Consider the following 25,255-nt stretch of genomic DNA (forward strand, 5'->3'; position numbering starts at 1 on the left):
GTTCTAGCCTGGGGGGCGCGGCACATTTGTACGACCGCGTATGCGGACAGGAACGAGGATGAGATGACCGACCCGGTGACCTTGAACGGTGACGAGGGCACGATCGGCGAGTTCGACGAGAAGCGGGCTGAGGCGGCTGTTCGAGAGCTCCTGATCGCGGTCGGCGAGGACCCGGACCGCGAGGGTCTCCTGGAGACCCCGGCGCGCGTGGCTCGCGCGTACCGGGAGATTCTGGCGGGTCTGTGGCAGAAGCCCGAGGACGTTCTGACGACGGTGTTCGACCTGGGCCATGACGAGCTGGTCCTGGTCAAGGACATTGAAATCGTAAGTTTGTGCGAGCATCATCTGCTGCCGTTCCACGGAGTCGCACACGTCGGCTACATTCCGGCGGAGAACGGCAAGATCACGGGCCTGTCGAAGCTGGCCCGCCTCGTGGACGTCTATGCCCGCCGCCCGCAGGTGCAGGAACGCCTCACCACGCAGATAGCGGATTCCCTGATGCAGATCCTCGACGCGCGCGGCGCCATCGTGGTGATCGAGGCCGAGCACATGTGCATGTCGGTCCGCGGCATCCGAAAGCCGGGCGCCAAGACCACCACGTCCGCGGTTCGCGGCCAGCTCCGTGCCACGGCCACCCGAGCCGAGGCGATGAGCCTCATCATGGCGCGCTAGCCGGCTTGTCCGTGCTGTCCGCTACGGTCCTCCTCCGTGACGTCACGGAGGGGGACCGACGCTTTGGGGCGTACCGAGCAGGCAGCCAGAGCCGTCCACCGTGTACGGCTTCGGGCTCACCCCTCACCCCGGCTTCCTGGTGAACGGGCATCTGGTCCGGGCGCCCGGGTGACGGTCAGGCGCGGGCCGGAGCTTCCGGGGTGTCGTCGTCCTCGGGGAGCTTGAGCACGTGCTCCAGGAACAGGGCGGCCGCGATCACGGCCACGCCGGCCAGGACCGAGAAGCCGGCGTACCAGGCCTGCTCGCGGCGGGCGGGGACGTCGAGGGATTCCGTCAGCAGGAAGACGCCCACGCCGCCGTACATGCCCGCCACCAGCGCCGCCACCAGCGCGCTCGCCTGGCCGAAGACCACCGCGCGGGCCGCCATGAGCGGCTCCACGCCCTTGGCGCCCGGTCGGCGCTCGCGCTGGGCCTTGAGGCGGGAGCGCAGCGACAGGGCAGTGGCCAGCAGGACCGCCGCGATGACTCCGAGGACGATCGGCGCGGCCAGCGGAACGCCCGGCAGCGTGCCGTACGCGTTCCACAGGCGGGCGCCCGCCCAGGAAAGGACCCCGGCGACCACGAAGATGCCCGCCAGGACCGCCGGCCTCAGTTGCTTCACTTGCCCGTTCCCCGCTTTCTGCGCCGTCCGTCAGCAGTTCACAGGCTAACGACTACTCCGGGAGGTGGAGTTCCAGGTCGGGGCGCGGCGTGACGCCGCTCAGGCCGATTTCGGACAGGAGGGCGCCGACCGGGCCGCGGCCCGGGATCTGGGCCTCCGGGTCGATGTCGTGCCAGGGGGCCAGCACGAAGGCGCGCTGGTGGGCGCGGGGGTGCGGGAGGGTGAGGACGGGGTCGTCGGAGACCCTGTCGGCGTACGCGACGATGTCCACGTCGATGGTGCGCGGGCCCCAGCGCTCCTCGCGGACGCGGTCGAAGGCCTCTTCGATGGCGTGGCCGCGTTCCAGGAGCGAGGACGGGGGCAGCGTGGTCTTCACGGCGACGACCGCGTTGAGGTACGAGGGCTGGGAGCCGGGCTCGACGCCCCAGGGCTCGGTCTCGTAGACGGGGGAGACGGTCTTGACCCGCAGGCCCGGGGTGTCGCCGAGGGCGTCGATGGCGCCCTGCAGGGTCTCCAGCCGGTTGCCGAGGTTCGCGCCGAGCGCGATGACGGCCCATTTCGGGTTGGACAGGGTGACGTCCGCCGCGTCGACCGTCTCGACGACGGAGGCGGGTACAGGCTGGACGGTGGGGTCGCTCTGAGCGTTCAGTCCGTTGTTCATGCGCGGCTCCGGGTGATCGTGATGGTCACGTCGTCGAAGGGGACGGTGATGGGCGCGTCCGGCTTGTGGACGACGACCTCCACCTGTGCCACCGCTTCGTGCTTGAGGCACTGCTGGGCGATCCGCTCGGCCAGGGTTTCGATCAGGTCGACGGGCTCTCCCTGGACCACGTCGACGACCTCCTCGGCGACGACCCCGTAGTGCACGGTCTTCGCCAGGTCGTCTCCGGCCGCAGCGGGGCGGGTGTCGAGGTGCAGCACGAGGTCGACGATGAAGGTCTGGCCTTCCTCGCGCTCCCGGGGGAAGACGCCGTGGTGCCCGCGAGCCTTGAGGCCGCGCAGCGCGACACGATCCACGCGAATCACTCCTGCTTTCGTAGTGCTTCCGGCTCCCGGGGCTCCCCGGGGCCATGGGCCTACGCCGAGTGCGGTCGGCGTCGTCCGTCTTCGAATTTACCTGCGAAATACTCCGGGTCCCGCCGTCGGGGTCAGGAGCCGTCGTCCTCGTCGTCGTCGTCGGACTCCGTGAGGACGGGAGAACCGTGGTGGGACCAGAGCCGCCAGCCCTCGGATGTGCGTCGGAACACATTCGTGGCGACGACCAGCTGGCCGACGAGCGGGCCGAGCTCCCCGCCGTCCTCGGCGGGGCCGCCGCTGAGGATGTTCTCCGTGCAGGTCACCACGGCGGTGTCGGCTATGACGGCCACCTTGGTGTCGGTGAGGAAGAACTGGATGTAGTCCGTGTGGGACATGATCAGCGCGTAGGAGCGCAGTACCTCGCCGCGGCCGGAGAGCACCGGCCAGCCGGGGTGTACGCAGGAGATCTCGTCCTCCAGCCAGAGCGCCGACAGAGCGTCGAAGTCCCCCCGCTCCATTGCCTCGTAGAAGGCCGTGTTGACCTCTTCGACCGCTTCGATGTCGGTTCTGCTCACTGTGCTCCTTGTCGGTCGTTGAGGATCAGAGTGCCCCTTCCACGGCGCGGGCGACCCGAACCGCGTCCGCGGTGGCCCGTACCTCGTGGACCCGTACGGCCCAGGCGCCCTGGTGGGCGGCGATCGCCGAGACGGCGGCCGTGGCGGCGTCCCGCTCGCGGGCGGGCGGCGGCGTGGCGTCGTCGCCGCCGGCCAGGACGCGGCCGAGGAAACGCTTCCTCGATGCGGCGACCAGCAGGGGAAAGCCGAGCGCGCGCAGCTCGGGGAGGTGGGCGACCAGGGCCAGGTCGTGGTCGGCGTTCTTGGCGAAGCCGAGGCCGGGGTCGACGAGGAGCCGCTCGGGGGCGATCCCGCCGGCCACGACCGCGTCGATACGGGCGCGGAGCTCGGCGGTGACCTCGGCGACCACGTCGTCGTAGACGGCGAGGCTGTTCATGCCGGCGCTGAAGCCGCGCCAGTGCATCACCACGAAGGGCACCTCGGCGGCGGCGACGGCGGGGATCATCCCGGGGTCGGCGAGTCCACCGCTGACGTCGTTGACGAGGAGGGCGCCGGCCTCGACGGCCCGGGCGGCGACGCTCGCGCGCATGGTGTCCACGGAGACGGTGACGCCTTCGGAGGCCAGGCCGCGCACGACGGGGACGACCCGCCGCAGCTCTTCGTCCTCGTCGACGCGGGAGGCGCCGGGCCGGGTGGACTCGCCGCCGACGTCGACGAGGTCGGCACCCTGCTCGACGAGGTCGAGGCCGCGCTTGACGGCCGCGGTGGTGTCGAACCAGCGGCCGCCGTCGGAGAAGGAGTCGGGGGTGACGTTGACGACGCCCATGACTCCGCAGCGGTCCCATTCCGGCAGACCTGCGACCCGGCCCCTGTCGATGGCTCCGCGCTTCGTGTTCATAGGTTCCAGGGTAGGGCTGACCTGGATACGGCAGGGCCTTTGCCTTTGCGCTGGCGGGGGCGGGCGGGTGCCTAGCCCTGGCCGGGCGGGTGCCGTAGCCCTGTGCCGGGCGGGTCGTGGGGAGGCCGGGCCTGTCTGTCTTCTGTCCGGGCCCGGGCCCCCGCGCCTCAAACGCCGGCGGGGCTGAATGAGCGGGGCTCCGCCCCGGACCCCGCGCCTCAAACGCCGACGGGGCTGGAATGGGCGGTGGGGCTGGAAGAGCGGGGCTCCGCCCCGGGCCCTGCGCCTCAAGCGCCGGTGGGGCTGGAAGAGGGGCGGCGGGCTGGAGGGGCCGCGGGGCCGTTTGTGGCCGGGGGCCCCGCCGGAGTGGATGCCGGCGGGGCTGGATCCGCGGTCTACGCCGCCTGGACCTCGCGTTCCGGCTGCTTCGGCACGGTTGCCATGTGGTTGTGCGTGCAGGTGCGGACCGGCTTGGGGCGGCGGCGGCCGGCGAAGAGCCGGGGGAGGGCCAGCGTCACGAAGCCCTCGGCCTGCATGGCGGCGAAGCCGATGCGGGGCAGGTCGCGGGTGGTGCGGAAGACCACGAAGCGGGGCTCCCAGCGGGGGCGGAACTTCGCGTTGAACTTGTAGAGCGACTCGATCTGGAACCAGCGGGAGAGGAAGACCAGCAGGTTCCGCCACATCCGCAGCACCGGGCCGGCGCCGATCTTCTCGCCGCGGGCGAGGGCCGAGCGGAACATCGCGAAGTTCAGGGAGACCTTCTCGATGCCGAGGGCCGGGGCGGCTTCCAGGGACGCGACGATGAGGAGCTCGTTCATGCCGGGGTCGGCCCCGCGGTCACGGCGCATGAGCTCCAGGGACATGCCGTCCTTGCCCCACGGTACGAAGTGCTGGATGGCCTTGAGGTCGCCGAAGGGGCTGGTGTCGCCCTCCTCCACGCGGTGGGCGGTGGCGATGTAGCAGTCGCCGTCGCCCGGGTCGCCGACCCGGCCCAGCGCCATGGAGAAGCCGCGCTCGGTGTCGGTGCCGCGCCAGGCCTCTGCCGCGCCGCGCACCTGCTCCAGCTCGGCCTCGGTGAGTTCGCTGACCCGGCGGACCTTGGTGGTGTAGCCGTTGCGCTCGATGCGCTTCACCATTTGGCGGACATTGCGCATGGCGCGGCCCGAGAGGGAGAAGTCTTGGACATCGACAATCGCCTCGTCACCCAGTTCCAGGGCGTCGAGACCGGTCTCGCGGGTCCAGACCTCGCCACCGGTCTCGCTGCAGCCCATGACGGCGGGGGTCCAGGAGTGGGCCTTGGCCTCCTCCATGAACCGCTCGATCGCGCCGGGCCAGGCCTCGACGTCGCCGATGGGGTCGCCGGAGGCGAGCATCACGCCGGATACGACGCGGTAGGTGACGGCGGCCTTGCCGCTGGGGGAGAAGACGACGGCCTTGTCGCGGCGGAGGGCGAAGTGGCCGAGGGAGTCACGGCCGCCGTGCTTGGCGAGCAGTTCGCGGAGCTTGCCCTCGTCGTCGGCGGTGAGCCGGGCGGCCGGGTGCTCGGGGCGGAAGGCCAGGTAGATGGTGGTGAGCGCGGTCAGCATGCCGAGGGCGCCGAGGGAGTATCCGACGGTCCAGGACACCCGGCCGGCGTAGTCGACGGGGCCCTCGAAGCCGAAGAGACCGTAGACGACGTGCGTGATCTGCTCGTACAGGCCGGGGTTGCCCACGACCTTGCCCGGGTGGACGTTGACGATGACGAGTCCGAGCCCGATGGAACCGGCGCTCATCAGAACGAAGTTCGCCAGCGCCTTCCAGCGGCTGCGTGGGTCGGGCAGCGCCTTGAACTCGCCCTGGTGGCGCAGCAGCAGCGCGAGGAGCACTGCGGCGATGACCACGCCGATGACCGAGTGACGGTACGTGAACTGCGCCGCCGCGCCCGCGGGCAGCAGGACGACGGCGGCCCGCCAGGCGCGCCGCTTGTGCCGCTTGAGGCCGTGGGCGAGCAGCAGCAGCAGTACGCCCGCGCTGATGGAGAGGGCCGCCGCGAACGGGCCCAGGGAACCGGGCAGGACCTCCGTCACCGCGTGGATCCGGCTGTGCCGGAAGCGCGGGAAGACTCCTGCCGCGATGTCCAGAAGGCCGACGATCATGACGGCCGTACCTACCAGGCCGGGCACCGACTCCGGCTGTGGGCCTCGGAGGATTCGGCGGACCCGGCTCGGAACCTGTCCCGACTTATCGCCATCTATCCTGCTAGACATCGCTTCCCGTTGCTCCGCGAGAGATCATGTGGCCGAAGGCCGCGACAGCCTCCGGTGTGTGGTGCGTCCCTTAGGACGACATCGACGAGGAGCGGGTTCACTCTTTCGTCGGAAAAAAAATGTCCTGCCACCAGAAAGTCGACTGACTGCTCATGGGTCTCACGAGTTCTACGGTTCTGGCGTTGGCCGTCCTGGCCGGTGTGCTGCTGTTCGCGGCCACGGTCTGGTTCTGGCCGAAGCTCTCGGGCCGCACCTGGCGCGCGTTCGCCGGCCGGGTCGCGCTCCTGCTGGCGACCCAGCTGGCGCTGTTCTCGGCGGTGGGTCTCGCGGCCAACAAGTCGTTCCTCTTCTATGGTTCCTGGGCCGACCTGTTCGGCCAGGAGACGTCCATGGGCAAGGTCGTCGACCACTCGATGAGCAGCAAGGACATCAAGGTCGTCGACAAGCAGAAGCTGGACGTGCCCGGTGGCGCCAAGCCCCAGGTCGGCGGTCAGATCCTGAAGGTTGCCATAACCGGGCAGAAGTCGAAGATCACGAGCCCCGGCTACGTGTGGCTCCCGCCGGAGTACTTCCAGCCGCAGCACAAGGACCAGAACTTCCCCGCGTCCATCGTCCTGACCGGCTACCCGGGCACCGCCGAGAACCTGATCAAAGGGCTCGACTACCCCATGAAGGCCTTCAGTCTGTCCAAGGCGGGCAAGATGAAGCCGATGATCCTGGTCATGATGCGCCCGACCATCGCCCCGCCGCGTGACACCGAGTGCGTCGACATACCCGGCGGCCCGCAGACCGAGACCTTCTTCGCCGAGGACCTCCCGCAGGCCATCACGGACACGTTCCGGGTCGGCAAGAAGCCCGAGAACATGGGCTTCATCGGCAACTCCACCGGCGGCTACTGCGCGCTGAAGATCGCAGCGCACTACCCGCAGACCTTCGGTGCCGCCGCGGGCCTGTCGGCGTACTACGACGCGCCGAACGACCCGACGACCGGTGACCTGTTCCACGGGGACGAGAAGCTGAAGAAGCGTGCGGACGTGCTGCACAGCATCGAGAACAAGAAGCCGACCGGTACGTCCTTCCTCGTGACCAGCAGCGAGAAGGGCGAACCGAACTTCGGTGACACCAAGAAGTTCATCAAGAAGGTGCAGGGCCCGGACCGGGTCTCCTCCATCATCCTCGACAGCGGTGGCCACAACTTCAACACGTGGCGACGCGAGATCCCGCCGATGCTGGTGTGGATGAGCGGCCGCATCGAGGCCTGACGGACTGACGGACTGACGGACTGACGGACTGACGGCCTGAGGGCCTGATGGTCGGCTGGGCTGCAGGCCTGATGGCCCGACAGCCCCGACCGCTCGCGCCCGGCAGGCGCGAGCACACCACGTGACCGGCCCTTCGAGGCCGGTCACAGCTCTTTCCGGACCCGGACCCGGACCCCGACCCGCTACGCCTCCTGTAGATGGGCCCGGCGCAGAGCCCGGTGGACGCCCTCGGGGGTCAGTACGCCGACCAGCGCGCCGGAGCCAGGATCCGTGACCCCGATCCGGCCCGAGTCCTCCTGCAGCAGGGCGGCGAGCGCCTCGCGCAGCGTCGCCCCCAGCTCCACCGCCGCATGCGGGGCCTTGCCCTCCGCCGCCGCCAGGTCGGCCGCGTCGACCGTGGTGACCGCGAGCCGCTTGAGCCCCCGGTCGGCGCCGACGAAGGAGGCCACGTACGGGGTCGCCGGCGCCGCGAGCACCGCTGCCGGGCGGGCGAACTGCTCGATGGTGCCCGATCCGTAGACCGCGATGCGGTCGCCGAGCCGGATGGCCTCCTCCAGGTCGTGAGTGACCAGGAGGATCGTCTTGCGCACGGTCTTCTGCAGCGTCAGGAACTCGTTCTGCAGCCGCTCGCGCACCACCGGGTCCACCGCTCCGAACGGCTCGTCCATCAGCAGCACCGGCGGATCGGCGGCGAGCGCGCGGGCCACGCCGACACGCTGGCGCTGCCCGCCCGACAGCTGCTCCGGGTACCGGCCCCCGTACACGGCCGGATCCAGTCCCACCAGTTCGAGCAGTTCGGCCGCCCGCGCGCGGGCCTCGGCCTTCGGGGTGCCGATCAGCTGCGGCACGGTCGCCGTGTTCTCCAGCACCGTCTTGTGCGGGAACAGCCCGACTTGCTGGATGACGTAGCCGATCCGGCGGCGCAGCTCGACCGGGTCGGCGGCCGCGATGTCCTCGCCGTTCAGGAGGATTCGGCCGGAGGTGGGGTCGATCAGCCGGTTGACCATCTTCATCGTGGTCGTTTTGCCGCAGCCGGACGGTCCCACGAGCGTGACCAGTTCCCCCTCCGCCACCTCGAAGGACAGGTCCTCGACGGCCGTCGTTCCGTCGGGGTAGCGCTTGGTCACATGCTCGAATCGGATCACGGTCCCCATCCTTCCGCACGGGCATCGCCGTTTTGTGAAGGGCGTGTTGCCCCGCTGCGAAGGATTCCGGCCATCGAGGGTGCGGCGAGTTAGGGTCGCCCGAGGCCATGCGATCGTGAAGACGTGTGTTCGACGACGGGGGGTGAGGTGCATGGTCGGGCAGAGCTGCCTGGTGGCGAACGAATGGATCTGCTGGGACTACGTGTCCTCCCGTTCCCGGGAACTCACCGACGCCACCCTCGAACACGTCTGGATCACGGGCGTGTCGGTCCTGATCGGCGTGGCCGTGTCCGTGCCGCTCGCCCTGCTGGCGCGCCGCGGCCGCGGCTGGGCGGCGCCCGTGCTGGCCTTCACCACCCTGCTCTACACGGTCCCTTCGCTGGCCATGTTCTCCCTGCTGCTGCCGGTCTTCGGGCTCTCGGCGGCGCTGGTGGTGACCGGGCTGGTGCTGTACTCGCTGACCATCCTGGTCCGCAATGTGCTGGCCGGCCTGGAGGCCGTCCCCGAGGAGGTGCGGGAGGCCGCGCGCGGCATGGGCTACGGCCCGGGGCGGCTGCTGTGGCAGGTCGAACTGCCGCTGGCGCTGCCCGCGCTGCTCGCCGGGGTGCGGATCGCGACCGTCTCGACGGTCGCGCTGACCACGGTCGGCTCCATCGTCGGCAAGGGCGGCCTCGGCAATCTCATCGCCCCGGCCGTGAACACCTCCTTCAAGGCGCAGGTGCTCACCGCCTCGGTGCTGTGCGTCCTGCTCGCGCTCGTGGCCGACCTGCTGCTGCTCGGCGTACAGCGGCTGCTCACACCGTGGACCCGGGCCGGCGCCCGGCCGGCGGCTCCCGGGAAGGGGGCCTGAGGCCGTGGGCGTCATGGGACAGGCCTGGGACTGGCTGGCGAACGGCGCCAACTGGTCGGGGGAGAGCGGTGTCTGGCACCGGCTCGCCGAGCACGTGTACGTCAGTGGGATCGCGCTGGCGATCGCCTGTGCGATCGCGCTGCCGGTCGGCCTGTTCCTCGGCCACCTGGGCAAGGGCGGCGCCCTCGCGATCAACCTCTCCAACATCGGCCGGGCCGTTCCGGTCTTCGCGGTGCTGGCGCTGTTCATGGTCTCCCCGCTGCGCAACGCGGGCTATCTGCCGACCGTCGCCGCGCTCGTGCTGTTCGCCGTGCCGCCGCTGCTGACGAACGCGTACGTCGGTATGCGCGAGGTGGACCGCTCGGTGGTGGAGGCCGCCCGGGGCATGGGCATGTCCGGCGGCCAGCTCTTCCTGCACGTCGAACTTCCGCTGGCGCGGGCGCTGGTGATGACCGGGCTGCGCTCGGGCGCCGTTCAGGTCATCGCCACGGCGACGATCGCGGCGATGGTCGGCCAGGGCGGCCTCGGCCGGATCATCACGGCCGGCTTCAACACGTACAACACCCCACAGGTCGTCGCGGGCGCCCTGCTGGTGGCCGCGCTGGCGCTGCTGGTGGAGGGCCTGCTGGTGGCGGCGGACCGGCTGCTGCCGCGGACGGCGGCGTCCCGCTGATTCCTGTCCATCGCCTCGAACGGAGTACCCCATGACCAAGACCACGCGCGTCCTCGGCGCGTCGCTGGGCGCCGTCGCCCTGACGGTCTCGCTGGCCGCGTGCGGCGGCGACAGCCTGGAGAAGAGCAAAGACGGCGGCTCGCCCGCACCGGCCGCGCAGGGCAGGGGCAGCCTGGTGATCGGCGCGGCCGGGTTCACCGAGTCGGCCGTCCTGGCGGAGCTGTACGCGCAGGTGCTCAGGGACGCGGGGTACAGCACCTCGGTCAAGACGGTCAACAATCGTGAGCTGTACGAGCCTTCGCTGGAGAAGGGGGAGATCGACGTCGTCCCGGAGTACGCGGCCACGCTCGCGGAGTTCCTCAACGCCAAGGTGAACGGGCCGAAGGCCCCGGAGGAGAAGCCGGTCGCGTCGAGCGACGTCGCGGCGACGGTCGCGGGCCTGGAGAAGCTTGCGGCCCCGCTCGGCCTGAAGGTGCTGCCCGCGGGCGCGGCGGTCGACCAGAACGCATTCGCGGTGACCGCGGAATTCGCGCGGAAGAACAACCTCACATCCCTTTCCGATCTTGGGAAGTCCGGACTGAAGGTGAAGATCGCGGCAGGGGACGAATGCGCCGTCCGTCCCTTCTGCGGACCGGGACTGACGAAGACATACGGAATTCAGGTTTCCGGTATTGACCCGAAGGGCGTCGGGACCCCCCAGGCCAAGCAGGCGGTCAAGGACGGCGCCGACCAGCTGGTGCTGACCACGACCACGGACGCCACGCTCGACAGCTACGGCCTGGTCCTGCTCGCGGACGACAAGAAGCTCCAGAACGCCGACAACGTGCTGCCGGTGGTCAATGCCAAGGACGCGGGCAGCCCGGAGATCGCGGCCGCGCTCGACAAGCTGACCAAGGTGCTCTCGACGGCCGATCTGGTCGACCTGAACCGGAAGGTGGACGCGGAGCGCGCCAAGCCGGCGGACGCGGCGAAGGCCTACTTGGAGTCCAAGGGCCTTCTCGGGAAGTAGTCGTTACGGGGTGATACGGGAATGTGGGGTAACCGCCCGGGAACAGATTGCCGGGCGGGTATCCCACTCGACGCCGCGCCCTGTAAATTTCGGGCCATGCCCCGTGGACGCCACCGCAATCCCGAACCTCTGCACCGGCTGCTCACGCCGACGGCCGTCGCCGGTGTCTCCGCCACCAGTGCCGGCGCGGCCTGGTTGCTGGCGGCCCCCGACGACGGCATCGCGCTGAGACTGCTCGTGGCCCTCACCGCGGCCGCCGGGATGACCGGCGCCGTCGTGATGCGGGCCTGGGACCGCTCGGCCGGCCGCCGCGTCGCGGAACTCGCGCGGGAGCGCGTCAAGGACGAGTGGCGGACGGACGAGCGGATAGCCGAGCTCGAATCCGATCTCGAAGAGGCCCGGATGCTGCGGGCCAGGCTCGACACCAAACTGCGCGCCAAGCGGGTCGAGCTGGCGGGACTGCGGGGCGAGCACGCGGCGCTGCTGCGGCGGTACGCGACCGCCGAGACCGAGCGCGCCAGCGCACTGGAGGGCCGTCGGCTGCTGGCCATAGAGGCCTCCGCGGCCACGTCGCCCGCGCCCGCGCCGAAGGAACTTCCGGCCGTCTCCGAGGAACGCAACTCGGCGGGTGCGCCCACCTCGCTCGGCTACGCCCGGGCCCACGCGGCTCTGGGGGCGCTGGCCCGCAGACGGCAGACGCAGCAGCGGGCGCTGCCCGCGGCGGCGCCGTCGGCGCCGGGTTCGGCTCCCGCTCCGGCCGGCTCCGCTCCGGCCGCGGCCCCCGCGGCCGCGGTTCCCGCGCGTCGTCCGGCCGCGGTGGTGGCCCCGTACGCGGCCCAGCGGCGTACGGCCTCCCGCGTCGAGGGCGGCTTCGACTTCTTCGGCACCAAGAACGCGGCGCAGGCCCGCGCGGCCATCGAGGCGGTACAGAACGAGGACCTGGCCGACGTGGTCGGCGCGGAGGCCCTCGCGGTCCACGAGGCGGAGGCCGGGCAGGCCGTCGCCGAGCCGGCGCCCGCTGAGGGCGCGGCCGAGCCGGAGACCACCGAGGACCGTGCGGTGGGCCAGGTCATCGACCTGACCGCCCATGACGAGACCGAGCCGATCGAGGTGGTCCGGCTCCGCACCGCCATCTCGTAGGGCGCGATCGCAGGGCGCGAGGGGCCGGCGGTGTCCGTGCGGCTCCCGTGCCCGCGGGCCGGCGGCGTCCGTGCGGCTCCCTCCCGTGCTCGCGGGCGGGCGGAGGTCTTCAGAACAGCGGGAGCTGCCCGGGGAGTTCGGGCAGCACATAGCCGTCCAGGGTGGGTGCGCAGGCGCCGAGCACCACCCGGGCCCGGGATCCCGGACAGGACACCAGGTCTCCGCGGCCCCGCCCGGCGGGAGGATCGTGGCGGGCGATCCGGCCCGCGGTGACGGCGCAGTCGCGGCCGCAGGCGGGGCAGGCCCGGCGGGGGGAGTGGGACATGTCGCCCAGTCTGCCCTGCCGCACCGACATCAGTCCCGCTGGGAGGCCAGCCACGCTTCGTGCGCCTGGTCCACCCGGGACCACAGCCCCGCGCGGTCCGCCGGCGTCAGGTCGTCGAGCTCCCGCCCGAAGACCGTGGCCATGGTCGCGAAGAACTCCTCCGCCGAGGCCAGGACGCGCTTGTCGCGGCCGCCGTCCGGGGCGGTGTGGGCCAGCACCCTGCCGTGCAGCCGGTGGACGCCCCCGGGGTCGCGCCGCAGCATCACGAAGGACTGCCGGAAGGGGGAGTCCGGGGCGGTGGACAGCCGCACGTGCTCGTCCGCGAAGTCGGCCATCGTCGCGGGGGCCGAGTAGAAGTTCATCACCGGGAAGGGCGCGTTCTCCTGGTGCAGGGTCCAGCCCGCGGCGGGCCCGTCCGTGCTCCCCAACGGCCTCAGGCTGTACCGGAAGCCCTGTTCGTACCCGCCCTCCAGCAGGGGCAGCGGCTCGTGGGGTCCGTCGCCGAGGCCGACGTCGACGAAGTAGGACCGGCCGTCGACCCGTACGGTCAGGGTGAGGTGGTCGCCGCTCACGTCCTGGGCGTCCCGGTCCTCGTACACGCCCCCGATGTGACGCGTCACGTCGTACCCGAGGCGTTCCAGCAGCGCCGCGAAGGCGCCGTTGAGGTGGAAGCAGTAGCCGCCGCGCCCGGCGGCGAGGCGGCGCACGGACAGCTCGGGATCGATGCCCGGCGGCCGGCCCAGCTGGATGTCGGTGTTTTCGAAGGGGACCCGCTCCACATGGGCGCGATGGAGCGCGAACAGCCCTTCGGCGGAGGGGGATCCGTGGTCGGTGATACCGATCCGGCGCAGGTAGTCGGCGTATATCCCAGAGATCATGCCGTCACCCTAGATCCGGACACGCCTCCCCCGGCACGGATTATTTGTCGATGTCGCCGACCACGAAGAACAGCGAGCCGAGGATCGCCACCATGTCCGCGACCAGCTGCCCCGGCAACAGCACGGCCAGCGCCTGGATGTTGTTGTAGGACGCGCTGCGCAGCTTCAGCCGGTACGGGGTCTTCTCGCCCTTCGAGACGAGGTAGTAGCCGTTGATGCCGAGGGGGTTCTCGGTCCAGGCGTACGTGTGCCCCTCGGGCGCCTTGAGGACCTTGGGCAGCCGCTGGTTGACCGGGCCCGGCGGGAGCTCGGCCATCCGGTCCAGGCAGGCCACGGCGAGGTCGAGCGCGTTGTGCGTCTGGTCCAGCAGGCACTCGAAGCGGGCCAGGCAGTCGCCCTCGGTGCGGGTGACCACCTTCAGTACGTCCTGCAGCTCGCCGTAGGCCAGGTACGGCTCGTCGCGGCGCAGGTCGAAGTCGACGCCGGAGGCGCGGGCGATCGGTCCCGAGACCCCGTACGCGTGGACCGCCTCGGGGGTCAGGACCCCGACACCGCGCGTGCGGCCGCGGAAGATCTCGTTCCCGTGGACCAGCTTGTCGTAGACGTCCATCCGGGTGCGGACGTCGGCGATCGCGGCGCGGGCCCGGCCGAGCCAGCCGGCCGGAAGGTCCTCCTTGAGGCCGCCGACACGGTTGAACATGTAGTGCATGCGGCCGCCGGAGATCTCCTCCATGACGGCCTGGAGCTCCTCGCGCTCGCGGAAGGCGTGGAAGATCGGGGTGATCCCGCCCAGTTCGAGCGGGTAGGACCCGAGGAACATCAGGTGGTTCAGCACCCGGTTCAGCTCGGCCAGCAGCGTCCGCATCCACACGGCCCGCTCGGGGACCTCCATGCCGAGCATCCGCTCGACGGCCATGACCACGCCCAGCTCGTTCGAGAACGCGGACAGCCAGTCGTGGCGGTTCGCGAGCATGACGATCTGCCGGTAGTCGCGGGCCTCGAAGAGTTTCTCGGCGCCGCGGTGCATGTAGCCGACCACCGGTTCGGCGCTGACGATCCGCTCACCGTCCAGGACGAGGCGCAGGCGCAGCACGCCGTGCGTGGAAGGGTGCTGGGGGCCGATGTTGAGCACCATGTCGGTGCTCTCCGCCGCTCCGCCGATGCCGACCGTGGTCTCCGTCATGCGGGCATTGTCTCAGCCCTACGCTGAGGGCATGGAGACGGGGACAACGGGTGAGACGGGCGAACCCGCATGGGTGGGGCTGCCGGGCGGGCTGCTCACTCTGCGGCGGCTGCTGCTGGTGATCTGGACGACCCTGTTCGGTGGCGTGACCGCCGTCGTACTGGGGCTGACGGCCGGCCCGGTGTGGGCGGCCCTCGGAGCGCTGTGGTGGGTGGTGCTGGCCTGGGGCTGGATGCTCCTCGGCCGGAACTGGCGGTCCTGGCGGTACGCCGAACGCGCCGACGACCTGCTGATCAGCCGGGGCGTGCTGTGGCGGGAGCAGACCGTCGTCCCGTACGGGCGGATGCAGCTGGTCGAGGTCACCTCGGGGCCGCTGGAACGGCGCTTCGGGCTGGCCTCGCTCCAGCTGCACACGGCGGCGGCCGCCACCGACGCCAAGATCCCCGGCCTGGTGCCGGCCGAGGCGGAGCGGCTGCGCGACCGGCTCACCGCGCTCGGCGAGGCAAGGTCGGCGGGCCTGTGAGCCCCGCCCCGGCGGGCGACGACCCGCTGCTCCCCGGTGCTACGAGTGCGGCTCCTACGGGTCCGGACCCAGGCGGCCCGGTCTCTTCAGGCCCGGCTCCGGGGGGCCCCGTTCCTGCGGGTGCGGCTCCTGCGGGTGCGGCTCCTGCGGGCTCGGCTCCTGCGGGCTCGGCTCCTGCGGGCTCGGCTCCTGCAGGCCCGGACCCTGAGGGCCCGGACCCTGAGGGCCCGGACCCAGTGGGTGCGGCCCCGGGCGCGGGCAGCGCCCCGGGAGGCTCCGACGTGCCGGACGCCGGAGCCGCGGGCGGCGCCGCCCCCACCGCCGGGCCCGCCGCAGGCAGCGGGCGGCGACTGCACCCCTTCACCCCGCTGCGCCGCGCCTGGGTGCCCATCGCCGCGACCGCCGGCGTGGTCGCCCAGCAGGGCGGCCGGGCCGGGGAGTGGGTGTCGGACATGCCCACCCTGCTGCGGGTGCTGGCGCTGGCGGCCCTGATCCTCGTCTTCGGCCTGTACGGGTTCCTGAGCTGGTGGTTCACCCACTACGCCGTGACCGACACCGAACTGCGCATCCGCACCGGGCTGCTCTTCCGGCGCACCGCGCACATCCGCCTCGACCGGCTCCAGGCCGTGGACGTCACCCGGCCGCTGCTGGCCCGGCTGACCGGCGTCGCCAGCCTGCGGCTGGACGTCATCGGCACCGAGGACAAGGACCAGCTGTCCTTCCTCGGCGAGAAGGAGGCCGTCGCGCTGCGCGCCGAGCTCCTCGCCCGCGCCGCGGGCTTCGCCCCCGAGGAGGCGGTGCACCTCGGTGAGGCCCCGGAACGCGAGCTGCTGCGCGTGGGCCCGCGCGAGCTCGCCGTGTCGCTGCTGCTCAGCCTCGGCGTCTGGGCGGCGCTCGCGGGCGGGCTGGTCGCGCCGGTGGTCGTGTGGTGGATCAGCTCCAGCCCGTGGGCGGCCGTCGTCACCCTGCTCCCGATCCTCGGCGCGGTCTGGGCGGGCAGCGCGGGCCGCTTCCTCACGGAGTACGACTGGCGGGTCGCCGAGTCCCCGGACGGGCTGCGCCTGGACCACGGCATGCTGGACCGGTCGCACGAGACCGTGCCGCCGGGGCGCGTGCAGACCGTACGGATCGTGGAGCCCCTGCTGTGGCGCAGGCGCGACCTGGTCCGCGTGGAGCTGGCCGTGGCCGGGTCGAAGAACGAGGTCCTGGTCCCGGTGGCCTCGCGGGCCGCCGCGTACGCCGTGATCACCCGGGTCCTGCCCGGGGTGGACCTGGCGGCCCTGTCCTTCTCCGGCTCCCCGGACAGGGGGTCGCGCTGGGTGGTCCCGGTGTGGTGGAAGGGCTACGCGCTGGCCGTCTCCCCGGACGTGTTCGCCGCCCGGCACGGCCGCCTGTGCCGCCGTACGGAGATCGTCCCGCACGCCAAGGTGCAGAGCGTCCGGCTCGGCCAGGGGCCGTGGGCCCGCGCCCGCGGCGTGGCCGACGTCCATGTGGACACGGGCGCGAACGGGACGGTGACGGCCCGGCTCCGGGCGGCGTCCGAGGCCGCGGCCCTGCTCCACGCGCAGGCGGCGCGCTCCCACACCTCGCGCGCGACGGCCCGCCCGGACCGCTGGATGACCCACGGCGGTGCGTAGCGGGCGTCCTGCGCTCACGCCGGATCGTCGTCGCGGGCAACCCCGCCGTCAGCGATCGTTCCGGTCGCCCGCCCGCCCCCGCGGACGGCGTTCCCCCGGGGGCAGGGCGGCCCGGGGGAACACCGCCGCCCGGGGGAACACCGCCGCACGGGGCGAGGCGTCAGGCCTGCGAGGCTCCGCCGCCGCCCGCGCGGACCAGACCCGTCTCATACGCCAGGACCACCACCTGGACCCGGTCGCGCAGGCCCAGCTTCGTCAGGATCCGGCCCACGTGGGTCTTCACCGTCGCCTCCGAGAGGACCAGCCGGGCCGCGATCTCGCCGTTCGACAGGCCCTGCGCCACCAGCAGCATGACCTCGCGCTCGCGCTCCGTCAGCCGCTCGATCTCCTTGTTCTGCGGCTCCTGCGTGGTCGTCGGCAGCATCGGCGCGAACCGGTCCAGCAGCCGCCGCGTCGTGGAGGGGGCGACCACCGCGTCGCCGCTGTGCACCGAGCGGATCGCCCCGAGCAGTTCGGCCGGCGGGACGTCCTTCAGCATGAAGCCACTGGCGCCCGCCTTCAGGCCCGAGAAGGCGTACTCGTCCAGGTCGAAGGTGGTCAGGATGATCACCTTCGGGTGCTCCGCCGGCTCGCAGATCCGCCGCGTCGCCTCGACCCCGTCGAGCCTCGGCATGCGGACGTCCATCAGCACCACGTCCACCTTCGTGGCCCGCAGCACCTCCAGGGCCTCCAGGCCGTCGCCCGCCTCGGCGACGACCTCCATGTCCGGCTGGGCGGCGAGCACCATCCGGAAGCCGGTGCGCAGCAGCACCTGGTCGTCGACCAGCATCACTCGGATGGACATCAGTTACCTCGTCCTCGTCATTTCTTCTTCAGGGGAAGCAGTGCGCTGATCCGGAAGCCGCCACCGGGCCGCGGCCCGGCGTCCAGGGTTCCGCCGACCATACCGATCCGCTCGCGCATGCCGATCAGCCCGTGCCCGGCGCCGTCCGCGCCGCCGTCCTGGTACAGCTCGTGGGCGGCGCCCCGGCCGTCGTCCTCGACCAGCAGGCCGAGGCCGTCGTCGAAGTAGACCAGCCGGACGCTGGCCCTCGCCTCCGGGCCGCCGTGCTTGCGGGTGTTGGTGAGCGCCTCCTGCACGATCCGGTACGCCGTCAGCTCGACCCCGCTGGGCAGCCGCCGCGGCGCGCCCTCGACCTCGAAGTCCACCGCGAGTCCCGCAGCCCGCACCTGCTCGACGAGGACCTCGATCTGTTCGACGTCGGGCTGCGGCACGTAGTCCTCGGACTCCTGCGGCTCGCCGGTGCGCAGGACGCCCAGCAGCCGGCGCATCTCCGCGAGGGCCTGGCGGCCGGTTCCGGAGATGGTCTGGAGGGCTTCCTTGGCCTGCTCGGGGGCCACGTCCATGACGTAGGCGGCCCCGTCCGCCTGGACCACCATCACCGAGACGTTGTGCGCGACGACGTCGTGCAGTTCGCGGGCGATCCGGGCGCGCTCGGCGGCCACGGCTACCTTGGCCTGGGCCTCGCGTTCCTTCTCCAGCCGCTGGTTGCGCTCGACCAGCTGGGCGTAATAGGCCCGCCGGGTGCGCAGGGAGTCGCCCAGAACCCAGGCGAGGACGAAGGGGATGATCATGAAGACGGCGAAGAGGATGTTGTCGACGGTGTTGTTGCCCTTGTCCACGCCGAAGCGCAGGAAGTAGAGCGGCGCGGCGGCCAGCCCCCAGCCCAGCGCGGTGCGGGAGACCCAGCGCGGGACGTCGCTCGCGGCGACCGTGAAGAGGATCACGAACATGGCGAGGTCGTAGACCCCCGCGATGATCCCCGCACCCAGCTGGAGGACGCCCGCCCCGAGGGTCAGCCAGAACATCGCCTGCGTCCACCTGCGGCGCAGGGCCACGGCCGTGCTCAGCGCGAGCACCACGGGGACGGCGGCGAACTTCAGGGACCTGCCGATGTCGGGCTCGCCCACGACGTTCAGCATCGAGACCCCGAAGAAGAGGACAGCCCAGAAGCTGTCGACGCCCGTCGGGTGTCTGCGGAGGAAGTCGTAGAGGCGCTGCACGTAACCCAGAGTAGGGAACGGCGATAGGTGCTGGAGTCAACCAGAGGTTCGAACCTGGCGCCGGGGGCGTACTCCCGAAGGTGGACGGTGAGCATAGCCTTTGTGCGGTGAGCTCTCAGGACGAAGGCGTGGATCCGGTGCGGTGGCGTGCGGCGATGGAGGCCGCGCTCTACGGGACCGGCGGCTTCTACGTGCGCCCCGGCGGGCCGGGACCGGCCGGACACTTCCGCACCTCCGTGCACGCCTCGGCGCTGTACGCGGCTGCCGTGGCCCGGCTGCTGCGGTGGGTGGACGCGGAGCTCGGGCACCCGCACGGGCTGGACCTGGTCGACGTGGGCGCCGGGCGGGGGGAGCTGCTGGCCGGGGTGCTCGCGGCGCTGGAGCCCAAGACGGCCGCGCGGGTGCGCCCGTACGCCGTGGAGCGGGCGGAGCGGCCCCCGGGCCTCGACCCGCGGATCCGCTGGGTCCCGGCGCCACCCGCACGGACGACGGGGCTGCTGTTCGCCAACGAGTGGCTGGACAACGTGCCGCTGGAGATCGCCGAGGACGGGCGCTACGTCATGGTCGCGCCGGACGGTACGGAGAGCCCGGGCGGGCCGGTGGACGGAGCGGACCGGGCCTGGCTGGAGCGGTGGTGGCCCGGCGGCGGCCGTGCGGAGATCGGCCGGGAGCGCGACGAGGCCTGGGCGGCGGCCGTCCGCACCCTGGAGCGGGGCCTTGCGGTGGCGGTGGACTACGGACACACCCGCGGCACGAGGCCTCTGTACGGCACGCTGACGGGCTTTCGAGCGGGCCGGGAGGTCGCGCCGGTGCCGGACGGCAGCTGCGATGTCACCGCCCACGTGGCGATGGACTCCTGCGCGGGGCCGGGGTCGGCGCTGCTGACCCAGCGCGAGGCGCTGGCCGCGCTCGGTGTCTCGGGCGGGCGGCCGCCGCTGGCGCTCGCGTCCGCCGATCCGGCGGCGTACGTACGGGGGCTGGCCGCGGCCGGCGAGGCGGCCGAGCTCACTGCTCGGGGCGGGCTGGGGGACTTCCTGTGGCTCTGCCAGCCGGTGGGGATGCGGGCGGCGTGGCCCGGGGCCGCCGGCTGACGCCCCTGGTGCCCCTGGTGCGCCTGGCGCGCGAACCCCGGCTGCGCCGGGTTCCGGGCTCCAAGGCCGGCGGGGCTTGAGGGGCGGGCGGGCTGGGGGGTGAAGCGGCTGGGCGGGGTGCGCCGAAGGGCGAGGCCGGGGTGCGGCCTCGCCCTTCGGACCGGGGTTCGTTACTCCGTCACCTCGTGCCCGTGGCCCTCGTGCAGGCCGCCGCCGCTGCCCGTGCCCGGGGTGGTCGGCTTCGAGGTGACCGGCTTCGACAGCGGGGCCAGGTCGAAGGCGTAGTGGCCGACCGCGTCCGCGATGACGTCGACGTTGATGTCGAGCGCCTTCTGGTCGATGTTGGTGATGTCGTCACCCTTGCCGTGGTAGTTCACGTCGTAGGCGACACCCGCCTGGCCACCGAACTTCGCGGCCTGCTCCGGCGTCTTGATGCCTTCGGCGCCCGTGAAGGTACCGCCGGACGGGATGCCCACCGCGATGAACGGGCCGTAGTCCGAGCGGCCGGAGAAGTCCGTGCCCTCGTGCGGGATCTTCTTCGAGTCGAGGAAGTCGGTGATACCGCGCTCCAGCTGGGCGGAGCCCTCCGGGCCGGGGCCCGCGCCGGTCGCGTCCGAGTCGTCGCCGTCGTAGACGAAGTAAGCGGCGTTCGGCGAGGCGATCATGTCGAAGTTCAGGTAGAGCTTGATCTGCTTCTTCTGCTCGTCCGTCAGGCCGGCGACGTACGCCTCGGAGCCGAGCAGGCCGAACTCCTCCGCCGACCACCAGGCGAACTTGACCTTGTTCTTGATCTTCGACTGGCTGCTCGCCAGGCGCTGCGCGACCTGGAGGATGCCGGCCGAGCCGGAGCCGTTGTCGTTGATGCCCGGGCCCGCCGCGACCGAGTCGAGGTGTGCGCCGAGGAACACGGTGTTGTCCTCGTCGCCGCCGCGGGTCTCCGCGATGACGTTGTACGTCTTGCGGTTCTCGCGCAGCTCGCGGATGTCGAGGGTGACCTCGACCGGGCCGGCCGCCGCCTCGGCGGCGAGCTTCTCGCCCTCCTGCTGGGTGACGCCGCCGGTCGGGACCTTGCCCGCGGTCGGGTCGCCTATGGTGCCGTTCAGGGCACCCGCGGTGTTGTTGTAGATGATCGCGCCGACGGCGCCGGCCGCGGCCGCGTTGGCCTGCTTGATCGCGAAGGCGCAGCCGCCGCGCTTGACCAAGGCGATCTTGCCGGTGAAGGCGCCCGCGGCGAAGTCGCCGGGCTCGCAGCCGTTGGTGCCGTCCGCGTCGACCGGGGCGACGGCGACCGGGGCCGTCACACCGCCCTCGGGGGTGCTCGTCGTGTACGTCATCAGGTGGATCGGGACGTCGCGCCCGTTCGCACCGTTCACCGTGAGCTTCTCGGCGATGGTTTCGACGTACACGAAGTCGAACTCGTTCTTGGTGACCTGGTAGCCGGCCGCCCGCATGACGGCCTCGATGTACTTGGCCGACTGCTCGTGGCCCTTGCTGCCGGCAGCGCGGTTGCCGTTGTTGTAGTCGGCGATCGACTGCAGGACCTTGAGGTGGTTGTAGGCGCCCTTGCCGGTCGCGTCCTTGACCAGTTTCCTGGCCAGGGCGTCGCCGCGGGCGGCGTCGCTCTGCGGGCTGGTGGCGCCGGCCGGTCCGGCGAGCAGCAGCGGTGAGACGAGGGCCGCGGCTGCCAGGGCGGCGGTTGCTGCGGCTATACGACGTGAGGGCATGTAGGTCCTTCCACGACAAAGGCGAGCAGGGTGGGGCGGAACTGGGCACAGCAAGGCACAGCGGGGTGAAGCGGGGTGGAGCGGGCAAGCAGAAGGGGTGCGCGTCACGTGGGGAAACGGTGGACGCACGTTAGACAGCAAGTGGCCACCATGGCCAGAGTTTTCGCTGATTCCGGTTTATGAATTCCGTATATCGGTGAATCTGCACCGGTTGAAACCGGCCATCCGCCTGCCCGTTCGGCCTAGCGGAGGACGCCCTCGATGAAGTCCGACCCGATGCGGGCGACTGCGGTCAAGTCCAACTGATGCTGGGCATAACGGCCTTGCCTCTGCGTATGCATCAGACCGGCCTTTTTCAGGACGGCCAGATGCCGTGACACCTCCGGGGCGGTGATCCCGTACACGGCCGCCAGTTCGCTCGTCGTGTACGGCGCCCGGGCCAGACTCCGGCACAGCCTCATCCGCATCGGGTGCGCCAGTGCCTCCATCCGCCGCTGGAGCAGCTCCACCGAGCCCGGCGCGGAGGCCGGTTCGGAGGTGCCGAGCGGATAGTGGATCACCGGCCGCCAGCCCGGTGCGTGCAGCACGAGCAGGTGCGGCCAGCCGAAGTTGGTCGGCACGAGGACCAGGCCGGCGCCTATTCGGTGGTCGGTCGCGCGCGTCGACCCGTGGGTCATCTTGTCGGCGGTGATGGTGGTGTGGCCCTCGTCGACGCTCAGCGCCGCCGAGACCTCCTTCAGCGCCGCCGGCAGCCCGTTGCGGCGCAGCACCTCGGTCTTGTGCCGGGCGTCGGCGCTCTGCCCGGGCTCGACGCGCCGCCACGTCTCGGCGAAGAAGGCCTCGTTGCAGTCCTCCAGGAGGCGCCGCATCCACACCCGGACGGCGGCGGTGTCGTCCAGCAGCCGGATGGAGAAGTCGAGCTGGCGGGGGCCGCGGGCGGCGGCCGTCTCCAGCGCCTTGGCCCGGGCCGCCGGGTCGTGCAGCGGCGAGGGGAAGCCGCCCTCGTTGTAGAGCGCCAGCCAGCAGTGCTCCAGGGCGGCCGTCACGAACCGCTCGTCGTCCATCCGGTCGAGGACGTCGAGCTCCTCGGCCAGCGTCGCGGCGGGCAGCCCGGTTCCGCCGGGGATCCCGGCGAAGGCCATGAAAATGTCGGAGAAGGAGCTCCGCCACATGAAATCGGCCTCCAGCAGACGGTCCGCGAGGCACGGATCGAGCGAGGCGGCGGTGGCGGTGGTCCAGGAGCTGAGCCCGGGGTGATGAGCGGGCTGGGAGAGCGCGTGCAGGGCCATGCAGAGCTCGGCGAGCGGGGAGGGCGCGAAAGTGATCCGCTCGGTGGGCAGTCCGGCGATGTCGATGGTGACGCTCATCAGCCCATTCTGTCGTTCCGTGCATCGCGGGGGCGCCGGGCCGGTCCGGGCGGCGCCGCCGTACGAGTGGGCGCGGGCGGCCCGGCGCGGCCGCCGGACGAGTGATCGCACGCGGCGCGCAGGCGCTGGTGGAGCGGTCGATTGACGAGGGGCGTCAACCGTCGTGCGCGGTGCCGCCGACGGGGTGAGGCTGGAGGCATGACCGCGATAGAGCAGTACCTCGTCGACACCTGGCGGGCGTCCCAGCAGGGTGCCCCGATGCCTCCGCCGCCCGGGCGGGACGACCTCGCCGTGCTGCGCGAGGTCCGCTCGTACGAGCAGTGCCGGGCCGTCGGGGAGGGCCGCCCGGCCCGTCACCCCTGGCGCGCCGCCCTGCTCCGGGTCCTGACCCGCCCCCGGGCGTGCTGACAGCGGGGGTCCGGGTCTTCCGCCCCGAGGGAGGAGTCGTCCCGGACCCCACGGCCGGGGCTCGGACCTCCGGCGGGGCCGACTCATCCGACCGGACACGCACGGCCGGCCGGACCGGCCGGTCTACTCGAAATTGGGCGCGTTGCGCTCGTACACCAGTCGCAGGCCGATCAGCGTCAGCCACGGCTCGTGATCGTCGATCACCGAGGACTCGCCCAGCACCATCGGGGCCAGCCCGCCGGTGGCGATGACCCGGACGTCGTCCGGGTCGCCGTTCGGCCCGGCCAGCTCCTTGGCCATGCGGGCCACGACCCCGTCGACCTGTCCCGCGAAGCCGTAGATCACACCCGACTGCATCGCCTCGACCGTGGACTTGCCGATCACGTGGCGCGGCCGGGCCAGCTCGATCTTCCGGAGCTGGGCACCCCGTACGCCGAGCGCCTCCATCGAGATCTCGATGCCCGGGGAGATCACCCCGCCCACGTACTCGCCCTTCGCGGACACCGCGTCGAAGGTGGTCGCCGTACCGAAGTCGACCACGATCGCCGGGCCCCCGTAGAGCTCGACCGCCGCGACCGCGTTGATGATGCGGTCCGCGCCGACCTCCTTCGGGTTGTCCATGAGGATCGGCACGCCCGTCTTGATGCCGGGCTCCACCAGCACCGCAGGCACGTCGCCGTAGTACCGGCGGGTGACCTCGCGCAGCTCGTGCAGGACCGACGGCACCGTCGAGCAGATCGCGATGCCGTGGATGCCGTCGCCCAGCTCGCTGCCGAGCATCGGGTGCATGCCCATCAGGCCCTGCATCAGCACGGCCATCTCGTCGGCCGTGCGCCGCGGGTCGGTCGAGATGCGCCAGTGCTCGACGATCTCGTCACCGTCGAACAGGCCCAGGACCGTGTGGGTGTTGCCTACGTCGATGGTGAGGAGCACCGGTTACACCGCCTCGCGCAGATCGAGGCCGATGTCCAGGATCGGCGAGGAGTGGGTCAGGCCGCCGACGGCCAGGTAGTCCACGCCGGTCTCCGCGTACGCACGGGCGGTGTCCAGGGTCAGCCGGCCCGAGGACTCCAGCACCGCGCGCCCGGCGACCAGGGCCACGGCCTCGGCGGTCTGCTCGACCGTGAAGTTGTCCAGCAGGATCAGGTCGGCGCCCGCCTCCAGGACCGTGCCGACCTGCTCCAGGGTGTCGACCTCGACCTCGACCGGAACCTCCGGGAAGGCCTCGCGCACGGCCTTGAAGGCCTGCGCGACGCCGCCCGCCGCGACCACGTGGTTGTCCTTGACCAGGGCGGCGTCCGACAGCGACATACGGTGGTTGACGCCGCCGCCGCAGCGCACCGCGTACTTCTCCAGCGCGCGCAGGCCCGGGGTGGTCTTGCGGGTGTCGCGGACCTTGGCCTTCGTGCCGTCCAGCACGTCCGCCCAGCGGCGGGTGGCGGTCGCGATGCCGGACAGCCGGCACATGATGTTCAGCGCGCTGCGCTCGGCCGTGAGCAGGTCGCGGGTGCGCGAGCGCACGGACAGCAGCAGCTGCCCGGCCGTGACGGTGTCGCCGTCCTCCGCGTGCCGCTCCACCTCGAAGGCCTCCGTGCAGACCACGGAGAACACGGCCTCGGCGATGCGCAGACCGGCCACGACGCCGTCCTCGCGCGCGACGAAGTCGGCGATCGCCTCGGCCTCCTCGGGCACCGTGGCGACGGTGGTGACGTCCACGCCGCCGTCCAGGTCCTCGGAGAGCGCCATGTGGGCGATGTCCTCGACCTCGATGGGGTCCAGACCCGCGTCCGCGAGCAGCTGGGCCAGCGCCGGGTCGAGGCCGCTCTCCTCGCCGTCGCCGCAGGCGCAGTCGTCGCCGCAGCCGCCGTCGTTCTGGTCGATCAGGGGAAGTTCGGGGGTGCTCACGG

26 protein-coding genes are annotated in these 25,255 nt (G+C 71.8%); 10 read left to right on the forward strand and 16 right to left on the reverse strand.

From position 1 onward, the window contains the following. Nucleotides 1–63 precede the first annotated feature (63 nt). Nucleotides 64–672, forward strand: coding sequence for a GTP cyclohydrolase I FolE (gene folE / locus ACWGIF_RS28280; RefSeq protein ID WP_453501721.1), 609 nt, complete (start codon nt 64–66; stop codon nt 670–672). A 175-nt stretch (nt 673–847) separates the two neighbouring features. Here folE and ACWGIF_RS28285 read toward each other — a convergent pair whose 3' ends face one another. The 6 genes from ACWGIF_RS28285 to ACWGIF_RS28310 form a co-directional block, all read right to left on the reverse strand. Further along, nucleotides 848–1,333 carry a DUF3180 domain-containing protein gene (locus ACWGIF_RS28285; protein ID WP_453501667.1) on the reverse strand — a complete coding sequence of 162 codons (486 nt, stop codon included), beginning with the start codon at nt 1,331–1,333 and terminating at the stop codon, nt 848–850. A gap of 52 nt (nt 1,334–1,385) precedes the next feature. Continuing rightward, the gene (gene folK / locus ACWGIF_RS28290) at nt 1,386–1,994 is read right to left on the reverse strand and encodes a 2-amino-4-hydroxy-6-hydroxymethyldihydropteridine diphosphokinase (protein ID WP_453501668.1); all 609 of its coding nucleotides are present in this window, start codon (nt 1,992–1,994) and stop codon (nt 1,386–1,388) included. Further along, nucleotides 1,991–2,350, reverse strand: a complete 360-nt coding sequence (gene folB / locus ACWGIF_RS28295) for a dihydroneopterin aldolase (protein WP_030010912.1) — start codon at nt 2,348–2,350, stop codon at nt 1,991–1,993. The genes folK and folB overlap by 4 nt, the downstream gene beginning before the upstream one ends. A gap of 131 nt (nt 2,351–2,481) precedes the next feature. Further along, nucleotides 2,482–2,925: a nuclear transport factor 2 family protein gene (locus tag ACWGIF_RS28300; RefSeq protein ID WP_453501670.1), complete on the reverse strand. Its 444-nt coding sequence runs from the start codon at nt 2,923–2,925 to the stop codon at nt 2,482–2,484. A gap of 25 nt (nt 2,926–2,950) precedes the next feature. Continuing rightward, nucleotides 2,951–3,823 carry a dihydropteroate synthase gene (gene folP / locus ACWGIF_RS28305; protein ID WP_453501671.1) on the reverse strand — a complete coding sequence of 291 codons (873 nt, stop codon included), beginning with the start codon at nt 3,821–3,823 and terminating at the stop codon, nt 2,951–2,953. Nucleotides 3,824–4,218: 395 nt separating this feature from the next. Then, complete coding sequence (locus ACWGIF_RS28310; RefSeq protein ID WP_453501672.1) at nt 4,219–6,069, reverse strand: phosphatidylglycerol lysyltransferase domain-containing protein; 1,851 nt, start codon at nt 6,067–6,069, stop codon at nt 4,219–4,221. Nucleotides 6,070–6,221: 152 nt separating this feature from the next. Between ACWGIF_RS28310 and ACWGIF_RS28315 the strand changes: the two genes are divergently transcribed. Beyond that, entirely contained in the window at nt 6,222–7,331 is a 1,110-nt protein-coding gene (locus ACWGIF_RS28315; protein ID WP_453501674.1) for an alpha/beta hydrolase, read from the forward strand. A gap of 182 nt (nt 7,332–7,513) precedes the next feature. Here ACWGIF_RS28315 and ACWGIF_RS28320 read toward each other — a convergent pair whose 3' ends face one another. Beyond that, complete coding sequence (locus tag ACWGIF_RS28320) at nt 7,514–8,476, reverse strand: ABC transporter ATP-binding protein (protein WP_453501676.1); 963 nt, start codon at nt 8,474–8,476, stop codon at nt 7,514–7,516. 151 nt (nt 8,477–8,627) lie between these two features. Here ACWGIF_RS28320 and ACWGIF_RS28325 point away from each other — a divergent pair, with 151 nt between their 5' ends. The 4 genes from ACWGIF_RS28325 (at nt 8,628) to ACWGIF_RS28340 (ending at nt 12,148) form a co-directional block, all read left to right on the forward strand. After that, nucleotides 8,628–9,326 carry an ABC transporter permease gene (locus ACWGIF_RS28325; RefSeq protein ID WP_453501677.1) on the forward strand — a complete coding sequence of 233 codons (699 nt, stop codon included), beginning with the start codon at nt 8,628–8,630 and terminating at the stop codon, nt 9,324–9,326. A gap of 4 nt (nt 9,327–9,330) precedes the next feature. Continuing rightward, nucleotides 9,331–9,999 carry an ABC transporter permease gene (locus ACWGIF_RS28330; RefSeq protein ID WP_453501678.1) on the forward strand — a complete coding sequence of 223 codons (669 nt, stop codon included), beginning with the start codon at nt 9,331–9,333 and terminating at the stop codon, nt 9,997–9,999. 31 nt (nt 10,000–10,030) lie between these two features. Continuing rightward, the gene (locus tag ACWGIF_RS28335) at nt 10,031–11,008 is read left to right on the forward strand and encodes an ABC transporter substrate-binding protein (protein WP_453501680.1); all 978 of its coding nucleotides are present in this window, start codon (nt 10,031–10,033) and stop codon (nt 11,006–11,008) included. A 96-nt stretch (nt 11,009–11,104) separates the two neighbouring features. Beyond that, complete coding sequence (locus tag ACWGIF_RS28340) at nt 11,105–12,148, forward strand: hypothetical protein (RefSeq protein ID WP_453501682.1); 1,044 nt, start codon at nt 11,105–11,107, stop codon at nt 12,146–12,148. A gap of 109 nt (nt 12,149–12,257) precedes the next feature. Here the strand turns inward: ACWGIF_RS28340 and ACWGIF_RS28345 are convergent, their stop codons facing one another. The 3 genes from ACWGIF_RS28345 to ACWGIF_RS28355 are packed head-to-tail and all read right to left on the reverse strand — an operon-like array spanning nt 12,258 to nt 14,534. Continuing rightward, nucleotides 12,258–12,473, reverse strand: coding sequence for a hypothetical protein (locus ACWGIF_RS28345; RefSeq protein WP_453501684.1), 216 nt, complete (start codon nt 12,471–12,473; stop codon nt 12,258–12,260). A gap of 29 nt (nt 12,474–12,502) precedes the next feature. Continuing rightward, nucleotides 12,503–13,351 carry an arylamine N-acetyltransferase family protein gene (locus ACWGIF_RS28350; protein ID WP_453501686.1) on the reverse strand — a complete coding sequence of 283 codons (849 nt, stop codon included), beginning with the start codon at nt 13,349–13,351 and terminating at the stop codon, nt 12,503–12,505. 40 nt (nt 13,352–13,391) lie between these two features. After that, nucleotides 13,392–14,534: an NADH-quinone oxidoreductase subunit D gene (locus ACWGIF_RS28355; protein ID WP_453501688.1), complete on the reverse strand. Its 1,143-nt coding sequence runs from the start codon at nt 14,532–14,534 to the stop codon at nt 13,392–13,394. A 31-nt stretch (nt 14,535–14,565) separates the two neighbouring features. Between ACWGIF_RS28355 and ACWGIF_RS28360 the strand changes: the two genes are divergently transcribed. Beyond that, nucleotides 14,566–15,057 carry a PH domain-containing protein gene (locus ACWGIF_RS28360; protein ID WP_453501690.1) on the forward strand — a complete coding sequence of 164 codons (492 nt, stop codon included), beginning with the start codon at nt 14,566–14,568 and terminating at the stop codon, nt 15,055–15,057. A gap of 281 nt (nt 15,058–15,338) precedes the next feature. Next, nucleotides 15,339–16,694, forward strand: a complete 1,356-nt coding sequence (locus ACWGIF_RS28365; protein ID WP_453501692.1) for a PH domain-containing protein — start codon at nt 15,339–15,341, stop codon at nt 16,692–16,694. A 160-nt stretch (nt 16,695–16,854) separates the two neighbouring features. On the opposite strand, the gene ACWGIF_RS28370 is transcribed toward ACWGIF_RS28365, so the two are convergent. Together ACWGIF_RS28370 and ACWGIF_RS28375 are read right to left on the reverse strand one after the other, a co-directional pair. Continuing rightward, nucleotides 16,855–17,538: a response regulator gene (locus tag ACWGIF_RS28370; protein ID WP_453501693.1), complete on the reverse strand. Its 684-nt coding sequence runs from the start codon at nt 17,536–17,538 to the stop codon at nt 16,855–16,857. Between the two features lie 17 nt (nt 17,539–17,555). Beyond that, nucleotides 17,556–18,758, reverse strand: coding sequence for a sensor histidine kinase (locus ACWGIF_RS28375; RefSeq protein ID WP_453501695.1), 1,203 nt, complete (start codon nt 18,756–18,758; stop codon nt 17,556–17,558). Between the two features lie 155 nt (nt 18,759–18,913). On the opposite strand from ACWGIF_RS28375, the gene ACWGIF_RS28380 reads away from it, so the two are divergent. Further along, complete coding sequence (locus ACWGIF_RS28380; RefSeq protein WP_453501723.1) at nt 18,914–19,849, forward strand: SAM-dependent methyltransferase; 936 nt, start codon at nt 18,914–18,916, stop codon at nt 19,847–19,849. A 170-nt stretch (nt 19,850–20,019) separates the two neighbouring features. Here ACWGIF_RS28380 and ACWGIF_RS28385 read toward each other — a convergent pair whose 3' ends face one another. Together ACWGIF_RS28385 and ACWGIF_RS28390 are read right to left on the reverse strand one after the other, a co-directional pair. Next, nucleotides 20,020–21,573 carry a M28 family metallopeptidase gene (locus ACWGIF_RS28385; protein ID WP_453501697.1) on the reverse strand — a complete coding sequence of 518 codons (1,554 nt, stop codon included), beginning with the start codon at nt 21,571–21,573 and terminating at the stop codon, nt 20,020–20,022. 242 nt (nt 21,574–21,815) lie between these two features. Next, nucleotides 21,816–22,940 carry a DUF5937 family protein gene (locus tag ACWGIF_RS28390; RefSeq protein ID WP_453501698.1) on the reverse strand — a complete coding sequence of 375 codons (1,125 nt, stop codon included), beginning with the start codon at nt 22,938–22,940 and terminating at the stop codon, nt 21,816–21,818. Between the two features lie 198 nt (nt 22,941–23,138). Here ACWGIF_RS28390 and ACWGIF_RS28395 point away from each other — a divergent pair, with 198 nt between their 5' ends. After that, the gene (locus ACWGIF_RS28395; RefSeq protein ID WP_453501699.1) at nt 23,139–23,348 is read left to right on the forward strand and encodes a hypothetical protein; all 210 of its coding nucleotides are present in this window, start codon (nt 23,139–23,141) and stop codon (nt 23,346–23,348) included. 123 nt (nt 23,349–23,471) lie between these two features. On the opposite strand, the gene ACWGIF_RS28400 is transcribed toward ACWGIF_RS28395, so the two are convergent. Beyond that, nucleotides 23,472–24,281: a type III pantothenate kinase gene (locus tag ACWGIF_RS28400; RefSeq protein WP_453501701.1), complete on the reverse strand. Its 810-nt coding sequence runs from the start codon at nt 24,279–24,281 to the stop codon at nt 23,472–23,474. A 3-nt stretch (nt 24,282–24,284) separates the two neighbouring features. After that, nucleotides 24,285–25,253, reverse strand: coding sequence for a carboxylating nicotinate-nucleotide diphosphorylase (gene nadC, locus ACWGIF_RS28405; protein WP_453501703.1), 969 nt, complete (start codon nt 25,251–25,253; stop codon nt 24,285–24,287). Between the last annotated feature and the right edge of the window lie 2 nt (nt 25,254–25,255).

Source organism: Streptomyces sp. NPDC054849 (assembly GCF_053610945.1).